Genomic DNA, 15,974 nt, shown 5'->3' with positions numbered 1-15,974 from the left:
GGCGCCGCGAGCACGGGGACGCGCGCGCCCGCCGGGCCCGACGCCCCCGCCGCCGCGCGCCCGCAGGTGGGCGTGCCCGAGGTCGCGGACATCGCGGTGCTGCTGCTCGACCGGCTCGACCGCGGCTGAGCGGCGGCCGTCGCGCTCGTCGGGGCGCGGCCCGCGCGTCGCCCGGCCCTCGCCCACCGCGTCAGCCGGCCGCCACGAGCGCTCCGTCGCGCGCCACGGGGTTCGCGAGCGTGCCCGCGTAGACGAACGACGAGGCCTGGTCCGCCAGGTCGACCATCTGCAGCGGGTCGCGCAGCTGGAGGCGGTTGAGGCACGAGTGCCGGAACCGCGCGACCCGCACGTCGACGTCGGCCGGCAGGTCGGGGTGGTCGGCCGCGTGCGCGTCGAGGCAGCGCGCGACGGCTCCCCAGAAGTCCTCCTCGGTCAGCACGCCGTCGGTGACGAGCACGGCCGCGAGGTGCCGCAGCACGCCGTCGAGCACGTCGACGAGGATCGCGTCGGCGCGCTCGGACGGGTCGACCAGGGCACGCGCGCGCTCCACGTCGGGCGGCAGCGGGCGCTCGTCCATGACCGCGACCTCCTCCCCGATGTCCTTGAGGAACGCCCCCACGGGCACGTGCCCCTCGAGCACGAGGATGACGTTCTCGCCGTGCGGCATGAACGCCAGCGCGTGCGCGCGGACGCAGTGCACGAGCGGCCGCAGGTAGACCCCCAGGTAGGCGGCGAGCCAGTCGACGGGGTCGAGGCCCGACGCCCGGACGGCGGCGGTCGCGTACGCGTCGCCGTGGGCGTCGCGGTGCAGCAGCGCGGCCATCGTCGCGGCGCGCTGCCCGTCGCGCAGCAGCGGCACGGGCGACTCGCGCCACAGCGCCGCGAGCATCTTGCGGTGCGCGCTGGGCTGCGGCGTGCGGTGGTAGACGTCGCCCGTGTAGCCGATCGACGCGTGCTCGCGCAGCACCCGCACGCCGCACGCGACGAGCTCGGGGTCGCCGTGCACGAGGTCGGCGACCCAGTCGTTGATCGCGGGCGTGACGCGCATGTACGCGGGGCTGAGCCCGCGCAGGAACCCCATGTTCTGGATCGCGACGGCGGTCTTCACGTAGTCCCGCTCGGGGCGCGACACGTTGAGGAACGTCCGGATGGACTGCTGCGGCCGGTACAGGTCGGCGGACTCGCCGAGCAGCACGAGGTCGCGTCGCGCGACGTCCGGCGCGAAGGTCACCGCGACCTTGTGCTCCCACTGCCACGGGTGCACGGGCAGGTAGCGGTAGCGCGCCGGGTCCAGGCCGAGCCCGCGCAGGTGCGCCGCGAACCCCGCGAGCGCGTCGGCGCCCAGCTCGCGCACGTAGAGCGCGTCCTCGTCCAGACCGGCGCCGAGCGCGAGGTGCGTGCGGTCACGGCGCGCGGCCAACCAGACGACGCGCACGTCGCGCGCGGCCTCGGGCGCGTACGCGTCGTGCTCGCCCACGCCGTACCCGATGCGGCCGCTGTTGGCGACGAACCCCGGGTGCCCTTCGGTCATCGCCGCCTCGACGGTCGCCAGGTCGGCGTGCAGCAGCGCGGCGACCGGCGGCCCCGGCCGGTGCCGCCTGTAGGCGTCCGCCGCGAGCGTCGCCGACAGCTCCTCGAGGTAGAGCGCGAGCATCGCGTCGGGGATGCGCAGCAGCGGCTGGAGCTCGTGCACGAGCTCGAGGACGTCGAGGTCCGCGGGCACCCCGTCGCGCTCGCGCACCACGCTCGCCGCGTCGACGGCCCAGTGCTCGAGCGCGAGGCGGCGCGCCCGGAACCGGTAGGCGACCGGGCCCGTGGGTGCGTCGAGCGCGACGACGTACCGGTCCGGACCGGCGGCGCGGTCCCGCGACGGCGCCAGCAGCCGCTCGTGGGCGAACTCCGCGAGCGCCTTGGTGACCAGGTGGCGCTGCGCGGCGGCGAGGTGCTCCGGCGTCAGGTGGTCGGCGGGGTGCGGGCCGGGCGGCACGTCGCGCGGCGCGGGGCACGGGCCGGCGCCGGGCAGTGGCCGGCGGACGACGGGGGCGGGGGCGGCGGCGGTCATCGGTGGTCCTCGGTCGCGGTGGTGACGGCGGGTGCGGTGGTGACGGCGGGCGCCGTGGTGACGGCGGGTGCGGTGGTCCTCGGTCCGCGCCGGGTGACCGGCAGCGGCTCCGCCCCCAGGCGGCTCGCGGCGAAGTCGGCGCGCGTGCAGACCGACAGCGCGGCGCGCTTGCCGGGCAGGTCGACCTCGCGCAGCACGCGGAAGCCCGCGGCGGTGTTCTTGGCGGCGATCGCGGTGTTGCGGATGTCGGGCTCGACGACGACCCGCGCGGCACGCAGCGCCCCGAAGCAGAAACGCAGCGTCGCGGCCATGACGGCGTCGGTCAGGCCGCTGACGCGCGGGCCGGTCGGCGGTGCGACGAGCAGGTGCATGCCGACGTCGCCAGGGCGCGCGTCGTGCACGTCGGTGAGCAGCACGTGCGCGGGGTCGTACGTCTCGACGACGAACGTGGCGCTGCCGGCGACGCGGCCGAGCCACGCCTGCTCGTGCGGCGACCGCTCGATCCCGCGCTCGTACGCCAGCACCTCGCCGACGCCCAGGTGGCCCATCTGCCAGGCCCACGACGCGGGGTGCGTGAGCCACGCGTGCAGCAGGGGCGCGTCGCGCTCGGGCACGACGCGCGCGAGCCGCACGGGACCCAGCGACCGCCACGGCTCGACGTCCCCTGGCGTCGCGGGCGCCGTGCCACGTCCACCGGTCACGCGGGCACCCCCGCGTCGACCGTGCCCGCGGGCGACGGGTGCGCACCGTCCGGCACCCCGAAGTCCTGGAACGCGATGCGCCGTTCGCGCGGGTAGACCTCCCGCCCGCAGACCGCGGCGAGGATCGTCGAGGACCGCCACGCACCGAACCCCAGGTCGGGGGCGGTGAGGCCGTGCGTGTGCTCCTCGCCGTTCTGCACGAACACGCGCCCGCGCCCGCCGTCGACCGAGTAGTCGCGCGCGACGGCCAGACGTCCGCGGGCGTCCCGGTCGAGACGGTCGTCGATGCCGAGCAGCACGTCGAGCGCCGGTGCCGCGTACCCCGTGGCCAGGACGAGCGCGGCGGTGGTGCGCTCGTGCTCGGCGCCCGTCTGCGCGTGGCGCAGCCGCAGCGTGTACTCCTGCGCGGCGGCGTCCCAGACGGCGCCCGTCACCTCGGTGTCGGTCAGCAGCGTCGTCGGCACCGGACCGGTCGCGCTGCGGCGGTACAGGGTGTCGTAGACGTCGTCGACGAGGTCCGCGCTGATGCCCTTGTAGAGGTGGCGCTGCTCGCGCGCGAGCCGGTCCCGCAGCTCCATGGGCAGCGCGTGGAAGTGGTCGGTGTACTCGGGCGACGTCATCTCGAGCGTGAGCTTGGTGTACTCCATCGGGAAGAACCGCGGCGAGCGCGTCACCCAGTCCAGCCGGCCGCGGTCGACGTCGAGACCCTCGAGCAGGTCGCGGTAGATCTCCGCGGCCGACTGCCCCGAGCCGACCACCGTGACGGACGGCGCGCGGCGCAGGGCGTCGCGGTGCGGCAGGTAGTCGGCGCTGTGGACGACCGGGCCGGCCAGCCCCCGCAGCGCGGGCGGCACGACGGGCCGCGTGCCGACGCCGAGCACGACGTGCCGCGTGCGGTACGACTCGACGCCGTCGGCCGTGCGCGCGTGCACGACGTACAGGTCGTCGTCGAGCGGGTCGACCTCGACCGCCGTGACCGTGCGACCCCAGCGCAGCGACGGGAGCTGCTGCGCGACCCACCGGCAGTACGCGTCGTACTCGCTGCGCAGCGGGTAGAAGCTCTCGCGGATGTAGAACGCGTAGAGGCGACCGGTCGCCTTGAGCCACGCGAGGAACGAGTACGGGCTGGTGGGGTCGGCCATCGTCACGAGGTCCGCGAGGAACGGGACCTGGACGGTCGCGCCCTCGAGCATCATCCCGGGGTGCCAGCGGAACTCCGGCGCCCGGTCGAGGAAGACGGTGTCGAGGTCCAGCGGGGCCGCGAGCGCCGCCAGGCCCAGGTTGAACGGGCCGATCCCGACGCCGACGACGTCGTGCACGCGCGGCGTCACGGCGTCACCTCCGCCAGCGGCTGGGCGTCGGCGAGCGTGTCGGCGGCGGTCCGCCGCACGAGCTCGAGCACGTGCCGGACGTCCGCGAGCGCGGTCGTCGGGTCGAGCAGCGTGAGCTTGAGGCACGGGCGGCCGTCGAGCACGGTGCGGGCGACGACCGCGCGTCCCGACGCGAGCAGGGCCCGGCGCACGGGCGCGACCAGCGCGTCGGCGCGCGCGTCGTCGAGACCGTCGGGCTGGTACCGGAACAGGACGGTCGACAGGTCGGTGCGCGCGAGCAGCCGCAGGTCGGGGTCGTCCGCGAGCAGCGCGTGCACGCCGACGGCGAGGTCGATCGTCGCGTCCCACAGCTCGCCGAGCCGGTCGGGGCCGAGCGCGCGCAGGGTCGTCCAGAGCTTGAGGGCGTCGAAGCGGCGCGTGGTCTGCAGCGACACGTCGACCTGGTTCGGCTCGTCGGCGTCCTCGGGGTTGAGGTAGTCGTGGTGGTGCGCGAGCAGCCGCAGGTCGGCTGCGTGCCGCACGACGAACGCCGACGACGACACCGGTTGGAAGAACGCCTTGTGGAAGTCGACGGTCACCGAGCGCGCGCGCTCGACGCCGTCGAGCAGGTGGCGGCGCGTCGGGCTGACGAGCAGGCCGCACCCGTAGGCCGCGTCGACGTGCAGCCAGACGTCGTGCGCGTCGCACACGTCGGCGATCGCCGCGAGGGGGTCGACGCACCCGCGGTCGGTGGTGCCGGCCGTCGCGACGACCGCCATCGCGTGACGTCCGTCGCGCTCGACGTGCCGCAGCGCGATGGCCAGGGCGTCGGCGCGCATGCGCCCGTCCTCGTCGGTGGGGACCAGGCGCACGGCGTCGGGCGCGAGGCCGACGAGGCGCGCGGCGGTCTGGACCGAGAAGTGGCTCGACGCCGTCGCGAGGACGACGAGGTCCTCGGCCCGCAGGCCCGGGACGTCCGCGCGCGCGTGCTCCCGGGCGAGCAGCACGCCCTGCAGGTTGGACTGCGTGCCGCCCGAGGTGAACACCCCGCCGCCGGCGGGGAACCCGAGCCGTCCCGCGGTCCACGCGACGAGCCTGCGCTCGACGAGCGTGCCGATCCCCGACTGGTCGTAGGTGTCGACGCTCGTGTTGACCGCGGCCAGCACGGCCTCGGCCGCGACCGCGGGCAGCGCGACCGGGCAGTTGAGGTGCGCGAGGTACGCGGGGTCGTGGTACCAGACGGCGTGCCGGACGACGAGCTCGTCGACCTCGCGCACGGCCGCGGCGGTGCCCTGGCCGGGGCCGTCGAGGTCGACCGCGTCGACGAGCTCCTGGAGGTGCTCGAGGCTCGCGCCGGAGAACGGTCGGGTGGTGGTGCGGAAGCGGTGCGCGACCGCGTCGACGGTGGCCCTCATGGTCGCGACGTAGTCGTCGGCGGTGGCGGCGTGGAGCAGCTCGGTCACGTGGTCTCCCCCTGCGGTGGACGCCGGACGGACGTCCAGAAGTTAGGCTTACCTCACTTAGGCGCACCTAACGTACGCGATCCGGGCGAACCGACCAAGCCCACGTCCACGCCCGACCATCACCACCCGCGTCGACCCATCGACGCGAGCGCGCTGCGGTAGTCGTCGAGAACGCCGGGCGCGAGCAGCGCACGCGGCCGCACCACGGCGGTGACGGCACCGACCACGTCGACGTCCTCGACCACCGGGCGCGCGAGGGAGTGCACGGCGTCGAAGGTCGACACCGTCACGTGGTCGCCCAGCAGGTCGCGGTAGACGCGCTCGGTCTCGGCGACGTCGACGTTGCGGTCGTGCTCGCCGGCCATGAGGTGCACGGGGACGCCGCGCGGGGCCATCGCGCGCAGGCCCTCGGTCGCGTCGGCGTGCACGTTGCGCAGCACGAAGCCCCAGCGGTCGCGGGTCATGCGGTCGGCCTCGGGGGTGGTGGTGGCGTACTCGTCGTACGACGCACCACGCTCCAGCAGGTCCCGGACGCGGTCGCTCTCGGCGACGGCCCGCGCCCGCTCGTCGTCGTCGGCGCCCTGGTCGTCGAGCCCGGCGAGCAGGTGGAACCGGCCCTGCCGCAGCCAGTCCACGGCCGTCCCGACGGCGACCACGCCGGCGACGTCGTCGCGGTCGGCGACCACGCGCGGGAACACCCAGCCGCCCTGGCTCGCGGCCCACAGCACGACCGTGCCGGTCGGGACGTCGTCCTGCGCGTGCGCCCAGTCGAGCGCGGCGTCGACCTCGGCCGCGCGGTCGGCCATCGACTGGTCGAGCCAGTCGCCCGCGGAGCGGCCGACCCCGGGCTTGCTCCACGAGAGGGTCGCGAACCCGGCGTCGGCCGCGGCCTCGAACCACGGGGAGTACAGACCGCCCTGGGTCGCCTCGACGGGGCCGTCGCCGTGGACCATGACGACCAGGCCGCGTGCGTCGCCGCCGCGGGGTTCGGTCAGGACGCCCACGAGGGATCCCTGCGGCCCGCCGAAGGTGACCTCACGTCGCGTGAAGCGGAAGTCGTTGCCTGCGACGGTCACGACGCCGAGGCCGACCGCCAGCACGGTCAGGACCACGAGGACTCGAACTATCGTCTTTCGCACGGTCGTATCGTAAGCGATACGTTGAGGTCATGACGACCACCGTGTCCCCCGGCTTCACCGACGACGAGCGCGACCTCGTCGCCGACCTCTACTGGCACGCGTTCCGACGCAAGCTCCGCCCCGCCTTCCGCGACGACGCGACCGGGCGCGCCGTCGTCGCCACGACCCTGCGCCCCGACCGCGCGCTCGTCGCCCGCACCGACGGCCGCGTCAGCGGCGTGTGCGGCTACCACCGGGGCGGGCACGGCATGGCCGACGTCACGTGGGCGGGCCTGCGCCGGCACGTCGGCCCGCTCGCCGCGCTGCGCGCCGTCCTCGTGCTGCTGCCGCTGCGCCGCGACGAGCGACCCGGGGCGCTCGTGCTCGACGGCATCTGCGTCGACGCCGGGCTGCGCGGGCACGGGATCGGCACCGCCTTGCTCGACGCGGCCGGCTCCCACGCCCGGGCGCACGGGCTCGATGCGGTGCGGCTCACGGTCGTCGACGCCAACACGCGCGCCCGCGCCCTGTACGACCGGGTCGGCTTCCGCCCGGTGGGGCACGACTCGCTCGGCCCGCTCGGCCCCGTCTACGGTGTCGACCGCGTCACGACCCTGGAGCGGAGGACCACGCCATGACCCCGGCCGTCGCACCCCGCACCGCGCTCGAGGCGCTGCTGCCCCCCGACGGGGCGGTGCCGCTCGCACTCGTCTACGACACCGCGAACCTCGCCGGCCTCGACGACCAACCCGTGCGGCTCGCGATCCGCCGCGCGGTCGCCGCGGGGGACGTCGTGCAGGCGGGCCGCGGACGCGCCGGGACCGTCGCGCTCACAGACGCCGGGCGGCGTCGCCTGGCACGCGACCGGATCGCGCTCTCGCTGGCGTTCGCGCAGGACGCGGGCGACGCCCCGTGGGACGGCCGCTGGCACCTCGTCGCCCTGACCGTGCCCGAGCGCGAGCGGGCCGTGCGCGACGCGCTGCGCCGCGAGCTGCTCGCGTCCGGCGCCGCCGCCGTCGCGACCAGCCTCTACGTCAGCCCGCACGACCTGACCGACGTGCTGCCGGCGCAGGCCCGCTCCACCACGGCCACCGCCGTCGCCACGACGCTCGACGTCCGCGGCGTCGACGACCCGCTCGTGCTGGCCGAGACCCTGTGGCCCGCCGGACCGGTGGTCGCGGCGTACGACGCGGTGACATCCGCGCTCGCGGCCGACGGCGCGGCGGGCGACGGTGCGGGCGGCGGCGCGGCGGGCGGTGGCCCGTGTGGCGGTGCCGGAGGGCGCGGCGCCGCCCGCACGGGCACGACGACCGAAGGGGACGCCGCCGGACCCGTGCCGGTGGCCGTCCGTCAGCTCCGGCTGGCCGACGCGCTCGAACGCGCGATGCGCGACGACCCGCTGCTGCCGCCCGGCCTGCGCCCCGAGCCCTGGCCGCCCGCCGCCGCGCGCCGCGCGTGGCGCGCGCGCTGGGACGCGCTGCGGGCTCTGCCCGGCGGCGACGCGGTGTACCGCGGCTGGCTCGACTGAGCCCACGGCCACCCGGTCGCTCGGCGCACCGCCGGGTGCCCCGCCGACGACGCGCCGTGCGGGACGCACCGGTCATTTGACGCACGTCGCCCGGACGGGTGAGGTGGGCGCCGCCCGCGTCACCCGTCCGGAGGTCCCGTTGCCCCGCACCACCCCGTCCCCGCAGGTCGCAGCGCTCGTCGAGGGCCGGGACGTCCCGGGCGGCGTCCGGTGAAGGGCGCGCACCACGCGTTGTGCGGGGCGGCCGCGTGGGTCGCCGTCGCGTCGACCGCACCCCTGACGCTCGGCTGGTACCCCGTCGGCCCGCTCGGGGTCGTCGCCGGCGCGCTGGTGTGCGCCGGCGCCGCGCTCGCCCCCGACGCCGACCACCACGACGCGACCATCGCCCACTCGCTGCCGCCCGTGTCGCAGTGGGTCTGCGACGCGGTGGGCGCCGTCTCGGGCGGGCACCGCAACGGCACGCACTCGGTGCTGGGGGTCGCCGCGCTCGTCGGCATCGCGTGGGCGGCCGGGAAGGTCACGGCGACGACCTCCGCGCTGGGCGACCTCGCCGTGGGCGCCGGGGCGACGTCGCTGCTGCTCGTCGCGTTCGCGGCGCGCGCGCTCGGCCTGGGCCGCGGGCGGCTGCAGGCGTGGGCCCTGGCCGTCGCCCTCGCGGGGTTCGTCACGGTCGTCGCGCCGACGGGGTGGGACTGGCTGCCCGTCGCCGTCGGGACCGGCGCCGCCGTGCACGTGCTGGGCGACATGCTCACCGGTGGTGGCGTGCCGCTGCTCTGGCCGTGGGAGCCACGCCCGCCGCGGTGGTGGACGCGCACGCCCGGGCTGCGCGACGTGTGGACCCGCGGCGGCAACTTCGCGGTCCCCCTGCTGGGCACCACCGGGTCGCGGCGCGAGCGCCTCGTCGCGGTGCCGCTCACCGCGTACGCGACCTACGGCGTGGTCGTCGCGCTCGCAGCCGGCACGCTGACGTCGCTCGGGTACGACGCCGACGCCGTGCTCGCACGCGTCGTCGAGGCCGCGACCACCGCCCTCGGCACGACGGCCGCCGTCGGCGCCGTCGTGCTGCAGCAACCGGTCACGGGCTGACCCGCGCGGGTTCAGACGAACAGGCAGAACGGGTGTCCGTCCGGCGCGAGCAGCACCCGCACGTCGGCCTGCGGCTGGTGGTCGGCCAGGCGGGCGCCGCACGCGAGCGCCCACGCGACCGCCGCGTCGAGGTCGCCGTCGGGGACGTGCAGGTCCAGGTGCTGCGTCGCGACCTGCTCGCCGTCCCGCGCGGGCCACACCGGCACGCGGTACCGCACCTCGTGCTCGAGGTTGATCGTGAGCCCCGACGCACCCGGCGGCGGTGCCACCTGGGCCCACCCGGCACCCGGCGGGTCGTGCGGGGCCGGCGGCTCGTCGGCCGTCACACGGTGACCCAGCAGCCGCGACCAGAACGCGGCGGCCGCGCGCACGTCCGGCACGCCGATCGTCACGGACGTGGCGCGGAGCACGGGCGGGGTCCGGGCGTCGTCGGCCATGCGGCCGAGCGTCGCACGCACGCGCAGCCAGCGCAGCGCGGGACCCGCCTCGTCAGCCCCTGATCGGCAGCCACTCCAGCACGTCCTGCACGTGCCGGTCCCAGAACCCCCACTCGTGCTCGCCCGGGTGCACGTGCGCGTCGACCGGGACGCCGCGCTCGCGGGCCCGCGCGACGAACGCCTCCTGGCCGGCGACCAGCGGGTCCTGCGCACCGCACACCGTGTACAGCGCGGGCAGCGTCGCGGGGTCGGCGCGGTCGAGCAGCGTCAGCAGGTCGTCGTCGGTGCCCTCGGGGTCCTGGTCGCCCCACACCTGCGGGACCATCGCCAGGAGCATGCCGCGCTGCGTCGCGTCGGTGACCGACAGCGCACCCGACAGGCTCGCGGCCGCGGCGAACCGGTGCGGCTCGCGCAGCGCCCACTTCAGCGCGCCGTACCCGCCCATCGACAGGCCCGCGACGAACGTGTCCTCCCGCCGGTCCGACACCCGGAAGAAGTGCTGCACGGCCGCGGGCAGCTCACGCGACAGGAACGTCCAGAACGCCTGCCCGTGCACCTCGTCGGCGTAGAACGAGCGGCCCGCGCGCGGCATGACCACGGCGATGCCGCGCTCGGCGACGTACCGCTCGATCGACGTGCGCCGGGTCCAGATCGTCTCGTCGTCCGACAGCCCGTGCAGCAGGTACAGCACGGGCGGCGGACCGCTGCGGTCCGAGCCGGCCATGCCGATCTGGCCGTGCGCCGACTCGGGCAGCAGCACGGTCATCGCCGTGCTCTCCTGCAGGGCCTCGGAGAAGAAGTGACAGGTGAGCAGCGCCATCGCGGGCCTCCGGTCGGGTGGGACAGGGTCCTCGCCAACCTACGCCGAACCACGGCCGTGGTGGCTGCGCGCCGCGGTCGTCGCGTCAGCCCCGCCCGGCGACCCGACGCAGCAGGCGCAGCAGGGTCTGCTGCTCGTCGTCGTCGAGCGCGTCCAGGCGCGCACGGACCCCGGCCTCGCGGCTGCTCGCGACCGCGTCGAGACGCTCGCGCCCCGCGTCGGTCAGCTCGACGAGCGTCGCGCGCCGGTCGTCGGGGTCGGGCACGCGGCGCACCCAGCCGTCGGCCGCCGCCTGGTCCACCTTCGACGTCACCGACCGGGGTGCGACGTCGAGGGCCTCGGCGAGCTCGCCCAGGCGGCGCGGGCGCCCCAGGCGGTCGAGCGTGCGCAGCAGGCGCAGCTGGCCGGGCGTGATCGCGTCACCCAGGCGCTCGGACGCGTCGCGGCGCGCGTTGCGCAGCACGTCGTGCAGCAGGTCGAGCAGCTCCTCGGACGGCTGCACCGGGCGCGCGGGGTCGCGGTCGCCGTCGCAGGCGGGACGGCCGCGGTCGGTGCGCCCGCCCGCGTCCGGGTGCTCGTGGGGTCGCACGGGGCGAGGCTACCGGGGCGCCCCGGGCACCTCGCGAGGGAGGGCGGCCCCGGACGGCGTCCGCCTGGGCGGTGCCGACCGGCCCGGGGCCGGTCAGGCCGGGACGGTCCGCACGATGCGCGCGGCCTCGCCGGTCGTGCGGACCGTGATGCCGTGGCGCCCGGCGAGCTCCTCGAGCGGCTGCATCGTGAGCTTGTGCACGAAGCCGTCGGCCGTGAACGTCATCGAGCCCGACGGCGCCGTGACCGTGTAGCGGTAGCTCGTGCGGAGCTGGTGCTCCGCGGCGATCTCGACGGTCTCGCCGCGCCGGACGGCCAGGCCCTCGTGCCGCGCGCCGAGCCGGCCCGCGAACAGGACGATCCCGTCGGGCCCGTCGAGCACCTCGAGCATCGACCAGCCCCGGTACCAGGGGGCACGTCGCGCGCGGACCACCAGAGCGGCGGCACCGAGGGCGACCATGGCCGCGTAGACGACCCACATCGGGAACGTCGTCCCGCGGCGTTCGCCGACGCCCGTGAACCCGGAGAACGCCTCGACGACGAGCCCCACGACACCGCCGACCAGCGCGAGCACCGCGACGACGAGGTTGAGCGCGGCACCGGCGCGCGGGCCGCTCCCCGGCAGGTGGAGCGCGGGCGTGGGCATGGTGGCCGCGTCACCGCGGGGGCTGAGGATCACGCGCGTGAACGTAGCGCGCCACGGGCCGCGGCCGCGGCGGTTTCGCGGGTGACGTCGGCGGGCCGTCGGAATAGTCGGGAGGCCTCCGCGCTTGATGGTGAGGTAACCTCAGCATCTTGCGGGCTCGCCCCCGCCCCCTCCACCCCCAGGAGGTCCCGTGACCCACCCCGGACCCGTCCCCGGCCCGCCCGGACTGCGCGGCTTCAGCCGCGACCGCGGCGTCGCCCGGCAGCGCCTCGCCCCCGGCACGCTGCGCCGCATCCTCGCTTTCGGCCGCCCCTACCGCGCCCAGCTCGCGGCGTTCCTCGTCCTCATCGCGCTCGGCGCCGCCGCCGGCGCCCTCACCCCCTGGCTGTTCCAGCGCCTCATCGACGACGGCATCACCGCGGGCGACACCCGCGTCGTCGTCGGGATCGCCGCCGCCGTCGCGCTGCTGGCCGTGGTGTCCGCCGCGCTCGGCGTCGGCGAGCGGTGGGTGTCCGCACGCATCGGCGAGGGCCTCATCCACGACCTGCGCACCGCCGTGTTCGACCACGTGCAGCGCATGCCGCTCGCATTCTTCAGCCGCGCCCGCACCGGCGCGCTCGTGCAGCGCCTCAACGGCGACGTGCTCGGCGCCCAGCAGGCGTTCACGTCCACGCTGTCCAACGTCGTCAGCAACTCGCTCACCGTCGTCTTCGTGCTCGCCGCGATGCTGTCGATGTCGTGGCAGCTCACGCTGCTCTCGCTCGTCCTGCTGCCCGTGTTCGTGCTGCCCGCCCGCTGGTTCGGGCGCCGCATCGCCGCGATCACGCGCGAGTCCTACGAGCTCAACGCCGACGCGTCGCAGACCATGACCGAACGCTTCAACGTCGCCGGCGCGCACCTCGTCAAGGTCTTCGGCGACCCCGCGCGCGAGTCCGCCGCGTACGCCGAGCAGACCGCGCGCGTGCGCGACATCGGCGTCAGGCGCGCCCTGTACTCGACGTGGTTCCGCGTCGGGCTCACCACCGTCGCGGCCGTCGCGACCGCCGTCGTCTACGGGCTCGGCGGCGTCCTCGCGATCCGCGGGCAGCTCACCGTCGGCACCGTCGTCGCGCTCGCCGCCTACCTCGGGCGGCTCTACGGGCCGCTCACCGCGATGTCGAACGTCCAGGTCGACGTCATGACCGCGCTCGTGTCGTTCGAGCGCGTCCTCGAGGTCCTCGACCTCGAGCCGACGGTCGCCGAGAAGCCCGACGCCTCCGACCTCCGCGCGGCCGTCGCGGCCCGCGGCGCCGACCTCGAGCTCGACCACGTGGGCTTCCGCTACCCGTCGGCCGACGAGGTCTCGCTGGCCTCCCTCGAATCCGTCGCCGCCCTGCGCCCCGACCTCACGGGCGACACGCTGCACGACGTCACGTTCCACGTGCCCGCCGGGTCGATGGTCGCGCTCGTCGGCCCGTCCGGCGCCGGCAAGACGACCGTCTCGCAGCTCGTCACGCGCATGTACGACCCCACGCGCGGCGCCGTGCGCATCGCCGGGCAGGACCTGCGCGACGTCACCGCCGCGTCGCTGCGCGACACCGTGGGCGTCGTCAGCCAGGAGGCGCACCTCTTCCACGACACCATCGCGGGCAACCTGCGCTTCGCACGCCCCGACGCCACCGACGACGACCTCGAGAACGCGCTGCGCGGCGCCCACGTGTGGGACCTCGTCGCGTCCCTGCCCGACGGCCTCGAGACGGTCGTCGGCGACCGCGGCTACCGGCTGTCCGGCGGCGAGCGGCAGCGGCTCGCGATCGCGCGGCTCCTGCTCAAGGCCCCCGACGTCGTCGTGCTCGACGAGGCCACCGCGCACCTCGACTCCGAGTCCGAGGCCGCCGTGCAGGCCGCGCTCGACCAGGCGCTCGTCGGGCGGACGTCGCTCGTCATCGCGCACCGCCTGTCGACCGTCCGGCAGGCCGACCTCATCGTCGTCGTCGACGCCGGACGCGTCGTCGAGCACGGCACGCACACCGAGCTGCTCGCCCGCGACGGCCTCTACGCCGACCTGTACCGCACCCAGTTCGCACCCGCGGCGACCACCGCCGCCTGACGCGCGACGCGGGCACGTGCCCGGCGCGTGCCCGTGCGCGCTCACGTGCCCGGTGCTGCTCGTGGCCGCTCGTGGCCGCTGCCCGCCCGGTCGCCGACCCCGTCATCCGTCGCGGCCCGAGCGCCCACCGAGCGACCGATGACGGGGGCGACTGCTGCGGGAGCGACCGATGACGGGGTCGCCCGCCGCGGGAGCGATCGACGACGGGGTCGCCCGCCGCGGGAGCGACCGATGACGGGGGCACCCGCCGCGGGAGCGATCGACGACGGGGTCGCCCGCCGCGGGAGCGATCGACGACGGGGTCGCCCGCCGCGGGAGCGACCGACGACGGGATCGGCTCACGGGGTCGGCTCACGGTCGACGCTCGACCCCACCGAGGTCGGTCGCGGCCGGACGGCCCACCACGACGAATGACGTGCTCAGGGATCGAGCCCGACGAGACCGTGATCGGTCGCGGGCCCGGCCGCGCCAGCGCGACGGATGACCGTCTCAGGGACCGGCACCGGGCGACCCCGTCATCAGTCGCACTCCCTACCTCGCCGACACCACCGATCACGTGGTCGCCGGTGACGCCGATGGGTGTCAGTGGGTGAGCTTGAGGCCGATCACGCAGCCGACGATCCCGAGGATCAGCAGCACCTTGACCAGGCTCGCCGGCTCGGCGCCCGTGAGCATCGCCCACGTGACGGTGAGGGTCGCGCCGATGCCGACCCAGACCGCGTAGGACGTGCCGGTCGGCAGCGTGCGCATCGCGAACGCCAGACCGGCCATCGACGCGGCCAGCGCGACGAAGAACAGCACCGACGGGCCGAGGCGCGTGAACCCCTCCGCGCGGCCGAGCGCCGAGGCCCAGACGGCCTCCAGGACGCCGGACACGACGAGGACGAGCCAGGCGAGGGACGTGGCGGACATGGGTGCTCCCGTGGCTGCCGTCTTGTCGCTCTCCGGGTACGGCGCCGCTCGTCCGGGGGCCCGCCACCCGTGGCAGGCCCGTCGCCATGCTCGCACGCACCGGCACGGGTGTGCCGCCGTGGTGGGCCACCTCACCACCGAGCCCCGCCGCCCAGCGCGGTAGAACTCGGCCGAGCGCGGCACTCGTACGTACCGCACTCGCCTCACGAGTACCGCACTCGGCGATCAAGGACCGCGCCGGGGTGCGGCTGGTGGTCGAGAGTCGCACCCGACCGTCGGAAGGCGCCCCCGAGCCGCAACGCCGAGCGCGGTAGAACGCCGCCGAGCGCGGCACTCGTACGTACCGCACTCGCCTCACGAGTACCGCACTCGGCAGGTGAGGCCCGCGCTCGGTGGGCGAACACCGCGCTCGGTGGGCGAGTGCCGGGCTCGGTGGTCGCGAGCGACGCCCCGCACGTGCGGGCGCCCCCGCGCCCGGGCCCGGCGGCGGCGGACCACCGGGACCCGGGCGGGTCAGCAGGAGCCGGCGGCCTCCCCGCCGTCGGTCCCGCCGGTCTCGTACCCGCGGATCGCGTCGACCTTGGCGGCCGACCGGCTCGTCGGGTCGAACTCGAGGTCGAGCCACTGCCGCACCAGCATCTTGGCGAGCTCGACGCCGATCACGCGCTGCCCGAGGCACAGCACCTGCGCGTCGTTCGACAGCACGGACCGCTCGACCGAGAAGGCGTCGTGCGCCGTCACCGCGCGCACGCCCGCGACCTTGTTGGCCGCGATCGCCATGCCCAGCCCCGTGCCGCACACCAGCAGCGCACGGTCCGCGGCACCCTCGGCGACGCGCCGCGCGGCGGCCACGGCCACGTGCGGGTAGGCCGTGCCGTCGTCGTCCGCGTGCACGCCGACGTCCTCGACGACCTCGACGCGCGGGTCCGCGCGCAGCAGGTCCGCCAGGACGTCCTTGTACGCCAGGCCCGCCTCGTCGGCACCGACCACGATCCTCGCGACGCTCATCGCTGCTCCCCCTCGTCCGAACCGGCACCTCCGGCCCCGTCGTCGATCACCGGGGTCGCCGGCAGCACGTCGGCCACGACCCCCCCCTGCGGGTCGCGCCCCGCGGCAGCGGCGAGCACCGCGACGAGCGACACGGCGCCCGGGTCGGGCGTGCCGACGCTGCGCTCGGCCAGCGGCCGCGCGCGCCCGACCTGCGGGCGCAGGCC

16 protein-coding genes and 1 riboswitch are annotated in these 15,974 nt (G+C 76.2%); of the genes, 4 read left to right on the top strand and 12 right to left on the bottom strand.

Features of this window, described 5'->3' with window-relative positions; all coding sequences use genetic code 11:
- Nucleotides 1-190: 190 nt before the first annotated feature.
- From CS2_RS14865 to CS2_RS14845, 5 genes are all read right to left on the bottom strand, one after another.
- A complete protein-coding gene (locus tag CS2_RS14865; protein ID WP_082740268.1) occupies nucleotides 191-2,062 on the bottom strand; it encodes an IucA/IucC family protein in 1,872 nt (623 codons plus the stop codon).
- Nucleotides 2,059-2,763 carry a GNAT family N-acetyltransferase gene (locus tag CS2_RS14860; RefSeq protein WP_082740267.1) on the bottom strand — a complete coding sequence of 235 codons (705 nt, stop codon included), beginning with the start codon at nucleotides 2,761-2,763 and terminating at the stop codon, nucleotides 2,059-2,061. Before CS2_RS14860 ends, CS2_RS14865 begins: the two co-directional genes overlap by 4 nt.
- Nucleotides 2,760-4,094, bottom strand: coding sequence for a lysine N(6)-hydroxylase/L-ornithine N(5)-oxygenase family protein (locus tag CS2_RS14855; protein WP_070320578.1), 1,335 nt, complete (start codon nucleotides 4,092-4,094; stop codon nucleotides 2,760-2,762). The genes CS2_RS14860 and CS2_RS14855 overlap by 4 nt, the downstream gene beginning before the upstream one ends.
- Nucleotides 4,091-5,536, bottom strand: coding sequence for a pyridoxal phosphate-dependent decarboxylase family protein (locus CS2_RS14850; RefSeq protein ID WP_070320577.1), 1,446 nt, complete (start codon nucleotides 5,534-5,536; stop codon nucleotides 4,091-4,093). The genes CS2_RS14855 and CS2_RS14850 overlap by 4 nt, the downstream gene beginning before the upstream one ends.
- Nucleotides 5,537-5,655: 119 nt before the next feature.
- A complete protein-coding gene (locus tag CS2_RS14845) occupies nucleotides 5,656-6,675 on the bottom strand; it encodes an alpha/beta hydrolase family protein (protein ID WP_070320576.1) in 1,020 nt (339 codons plus the stop codon).
- A 29-nt stretch (nucleotides 6,676-6,704) separates the two neighbouring features.
- Between CS2_RS14845 and CS2_RS14840 the strand changes: the two genes are divergently transcribed.
- From CS2_RS14840 to CS2_RS14830, 3 genes are all read left to right on the top strand, one after another.
- Entirely contained in the window at nucleotides 6,705-7,292 is a 588-nt protein-coding gene (locus CS2_RS14840) for a GNAT family N-acetyltransferase (protein ID WP_070320575.1), read from the top strand.
- Nucleotides 7,289-8,182, top strand: coding sequence for a PaaX family transcriptional regulator (locus CS2_RS14835; RefSeq protein ID WP_070320574.1), 894 nt, complete (start codon nucleotides 7,289-7,291; stop codon nucleotides 8,180-8,182). The genes CS2_RS14840 and CS2_RS14835 overlap by 4 nt, the downstream gene beginning before the upstream one ends.
- A 210-nt stretch (nucleotides 8,183-8,392) precedes the next feature.
- Entirely contained in the window at nucleotides 8,393-9,268 is an 876-nt protein-coding gene (locus CS2_RS14830) for a metal-dependent hydrolase (protein WP_070320573.1), read from the top strand.
- A gap of 11 nt (nucleotides 9,269-9,279) precedes the next feature.
- Here CS2_RS14830 and CS2_RS14825 read toward each other — a convergent pair whose 3' ends face one another.
- The 4 genes from CS2_RS14825 to CS2_RS14810 form a co-directional block, all read right to left on the bottom strand.
- A complete protein-coding gene (locus CS2_RS14825) occupies nucleotides 9,280-9,705 on the bottom strand; it encodes a VOC family protein (protein ID WP_070320579.1) in 426 nt (141 codons plus the stop codon).
- Between the two features lie 52 nt (nucleotides 9,706-9,757).
- On the bottom strand, nucleotides 9,758-10,525 hold the full coding sequence (locus tag CS2_RS14820; RefSeq protein ID WP_070320572.1) for an alpha/beta hydrolase: 768 nt from the start codon (nucleotides 10,523-10,525) through the stop codon (nucleotides 9,758-9,760).
- An 85-nt stretch (nucleotides 10,526-10,610) separates the two neighbouring features.
- The gene (locus CS2_RS14815; protein ID WP_082740266.1) at nucleotides 10,611-11,114 is read right to left on the bottom strand and encodes a MarR family winged helix-turn-helix transcriptional regulator; all 504 of its coding nucleotides are present in this window, start codon (nucleotides 11,112-11,114) and stop codon (nucleotides 10,611-10,613) included.
- Between the two features lie 93 nt (nucleotides 11,115-11,207).
- Nucleotides 11,208-11,792, bottom strand: coding sequence for a hypothetical protein (locus CS2_RS14810; RefSeq protein ID WP_070320571.1), 585 nt, complete (start codon nucleotides 11,790-11,792; stop codon nucleotides 11,208-11,210).
- Nucleotides 11,793-11,949: 157 nt separating this feature from the next.
- Here CS2_RS14810 and CS2_RS14805 point away from each other — a divergent pair, with 157 nt between their 5' ends.
- A complete protein-coding gene (locus tag CS2_RS14805) occupies nucleotides 11,950-13,848 on the top strand; it encodes an ABC transporter ATP-binding protein (RefSeq protein WP_070320570.1) in 1,899 nt (632 codons plus the stop codon).
- Between the two features lie 582 nt (nucleotides 13,849-14,430).
- Here the strand turns inward: CS2_RS14805 and CS2_RS14800 are convergent.
- The 3 genes from CS2_RS14800 to CS2_RS14790 form a co-directional block, all read right to left on the bottom strand.
- On the bottom strand, nucleotides 14,431-14,760 hold the full coding sequence (locus CS2_RS14800; protein WP_070320569.1) for a DMT family transporter: 330 nt from the start codon (nucleotides 14,758-14,760) through the stop codon (nucleotides 14,431-14,433).
- A gap of 10 nt (nucleotides 14,761-14,770) precedes the next feature.
- Nucleotides 14,771-14,843, bottom strand: a riboswitch (guanidine-III (ykkC-III) riboswitch).
- A 430-nt stretch (nucleotides 14,844-15,273) separates the two neighbouring features.
- Nucleotides 15,274-15,768 (bottom strand): ribose-5-phosphate isomerase, encoded by a 495-nt coding sequence (locus tag CS2_RS14795; RefSeq protein ID WP_070320568.1) that lies wholly within the window; start codon nucleotides 15,766-15,768, stop codon nucleotides 15,274-15,276.
- Nucleotides 15,765-15,974 (bottom strand): DAK2 domain-containing protein (locus CS2_RS14790; RefSeq protein ID WP_156442154.1); only part of this gene is annotated, 210 nt, incomplete at its 5' end. The genes CS2_RS14795 and CS2_RS14790, both read right to left, overlap by 4 nt.

The organism is Cellulomonas iranensis NBRC 101100 = JCM 18110 (assembly GCF_001552375.1).
Lineage (GTDB): Bacteria > Actinomycetota > Actinomycetes > Actinomycetales > Cellulomonadaceae > Cellulomonas > Cellulomonas iranensis.
Note: the sequence above shows the minus strand (reverse complement) of the source record. Positions and strands in the feature narration are given on the sequence as shown.

What these genes read in the sequence shown, in the direction of transcription:
- CS2_RS14865 (WP_082740268.1), bottom strand. Translation starts at nt 2,062, where the DNA reads ATGACCGCCGCCGCCCCCGCCCCCGTCGTCCGCCGGCCACTGCCCGGC.
- CS2_RS14840 (WP_070320575.1), top strand. Translation starts at nt 6,705, where the DNA reads ATGACGACCACCGTGTCCCCCGGCTTCACCGACGACGAGCGCGACCTC.
- CS2_RS14835 (WP_070320574.1), top strand. Translation starts at nt 7,289, where the DNA reads ATGACCCCGGCCGTCGCACCCCGCACCGCGCTCGAGGCGCTGCTGCCC.
- CS2_RS14825 (WP_070320579.1), bottom strand. Translation starts at nt 9,705, where the DNA reads ATGGCCGACGACGCCCGGACCCCGCCCGTGCTCCGCGCCACGTCCGTG.
- CS2_RS14820 (WP_070320572.1), bottom strand. Translation starts at nt 10,525, where the DNA reads ATGGCGCTGCTCACCTGTCACTTCTTCTCCGAGGCCCTGCAGGAGAGC.
- CS2_RS14800 (WP_070320569.1), bottom strand. Translation starts at nt 14,760, where the DNA reads ATGTCCGCCACGTCCCTCGCCTGGCTCGTCCTCGTCGTGTCCGGCGTC.
- CS2_RS14795 (WP_070320568.1), bottom strand. Translation starts at nt 15,768, where the DNA reads ATGAGCGTCGCGAGGATCGTGGTCGGTGCCGACGAGGCGGGCCTGGCG.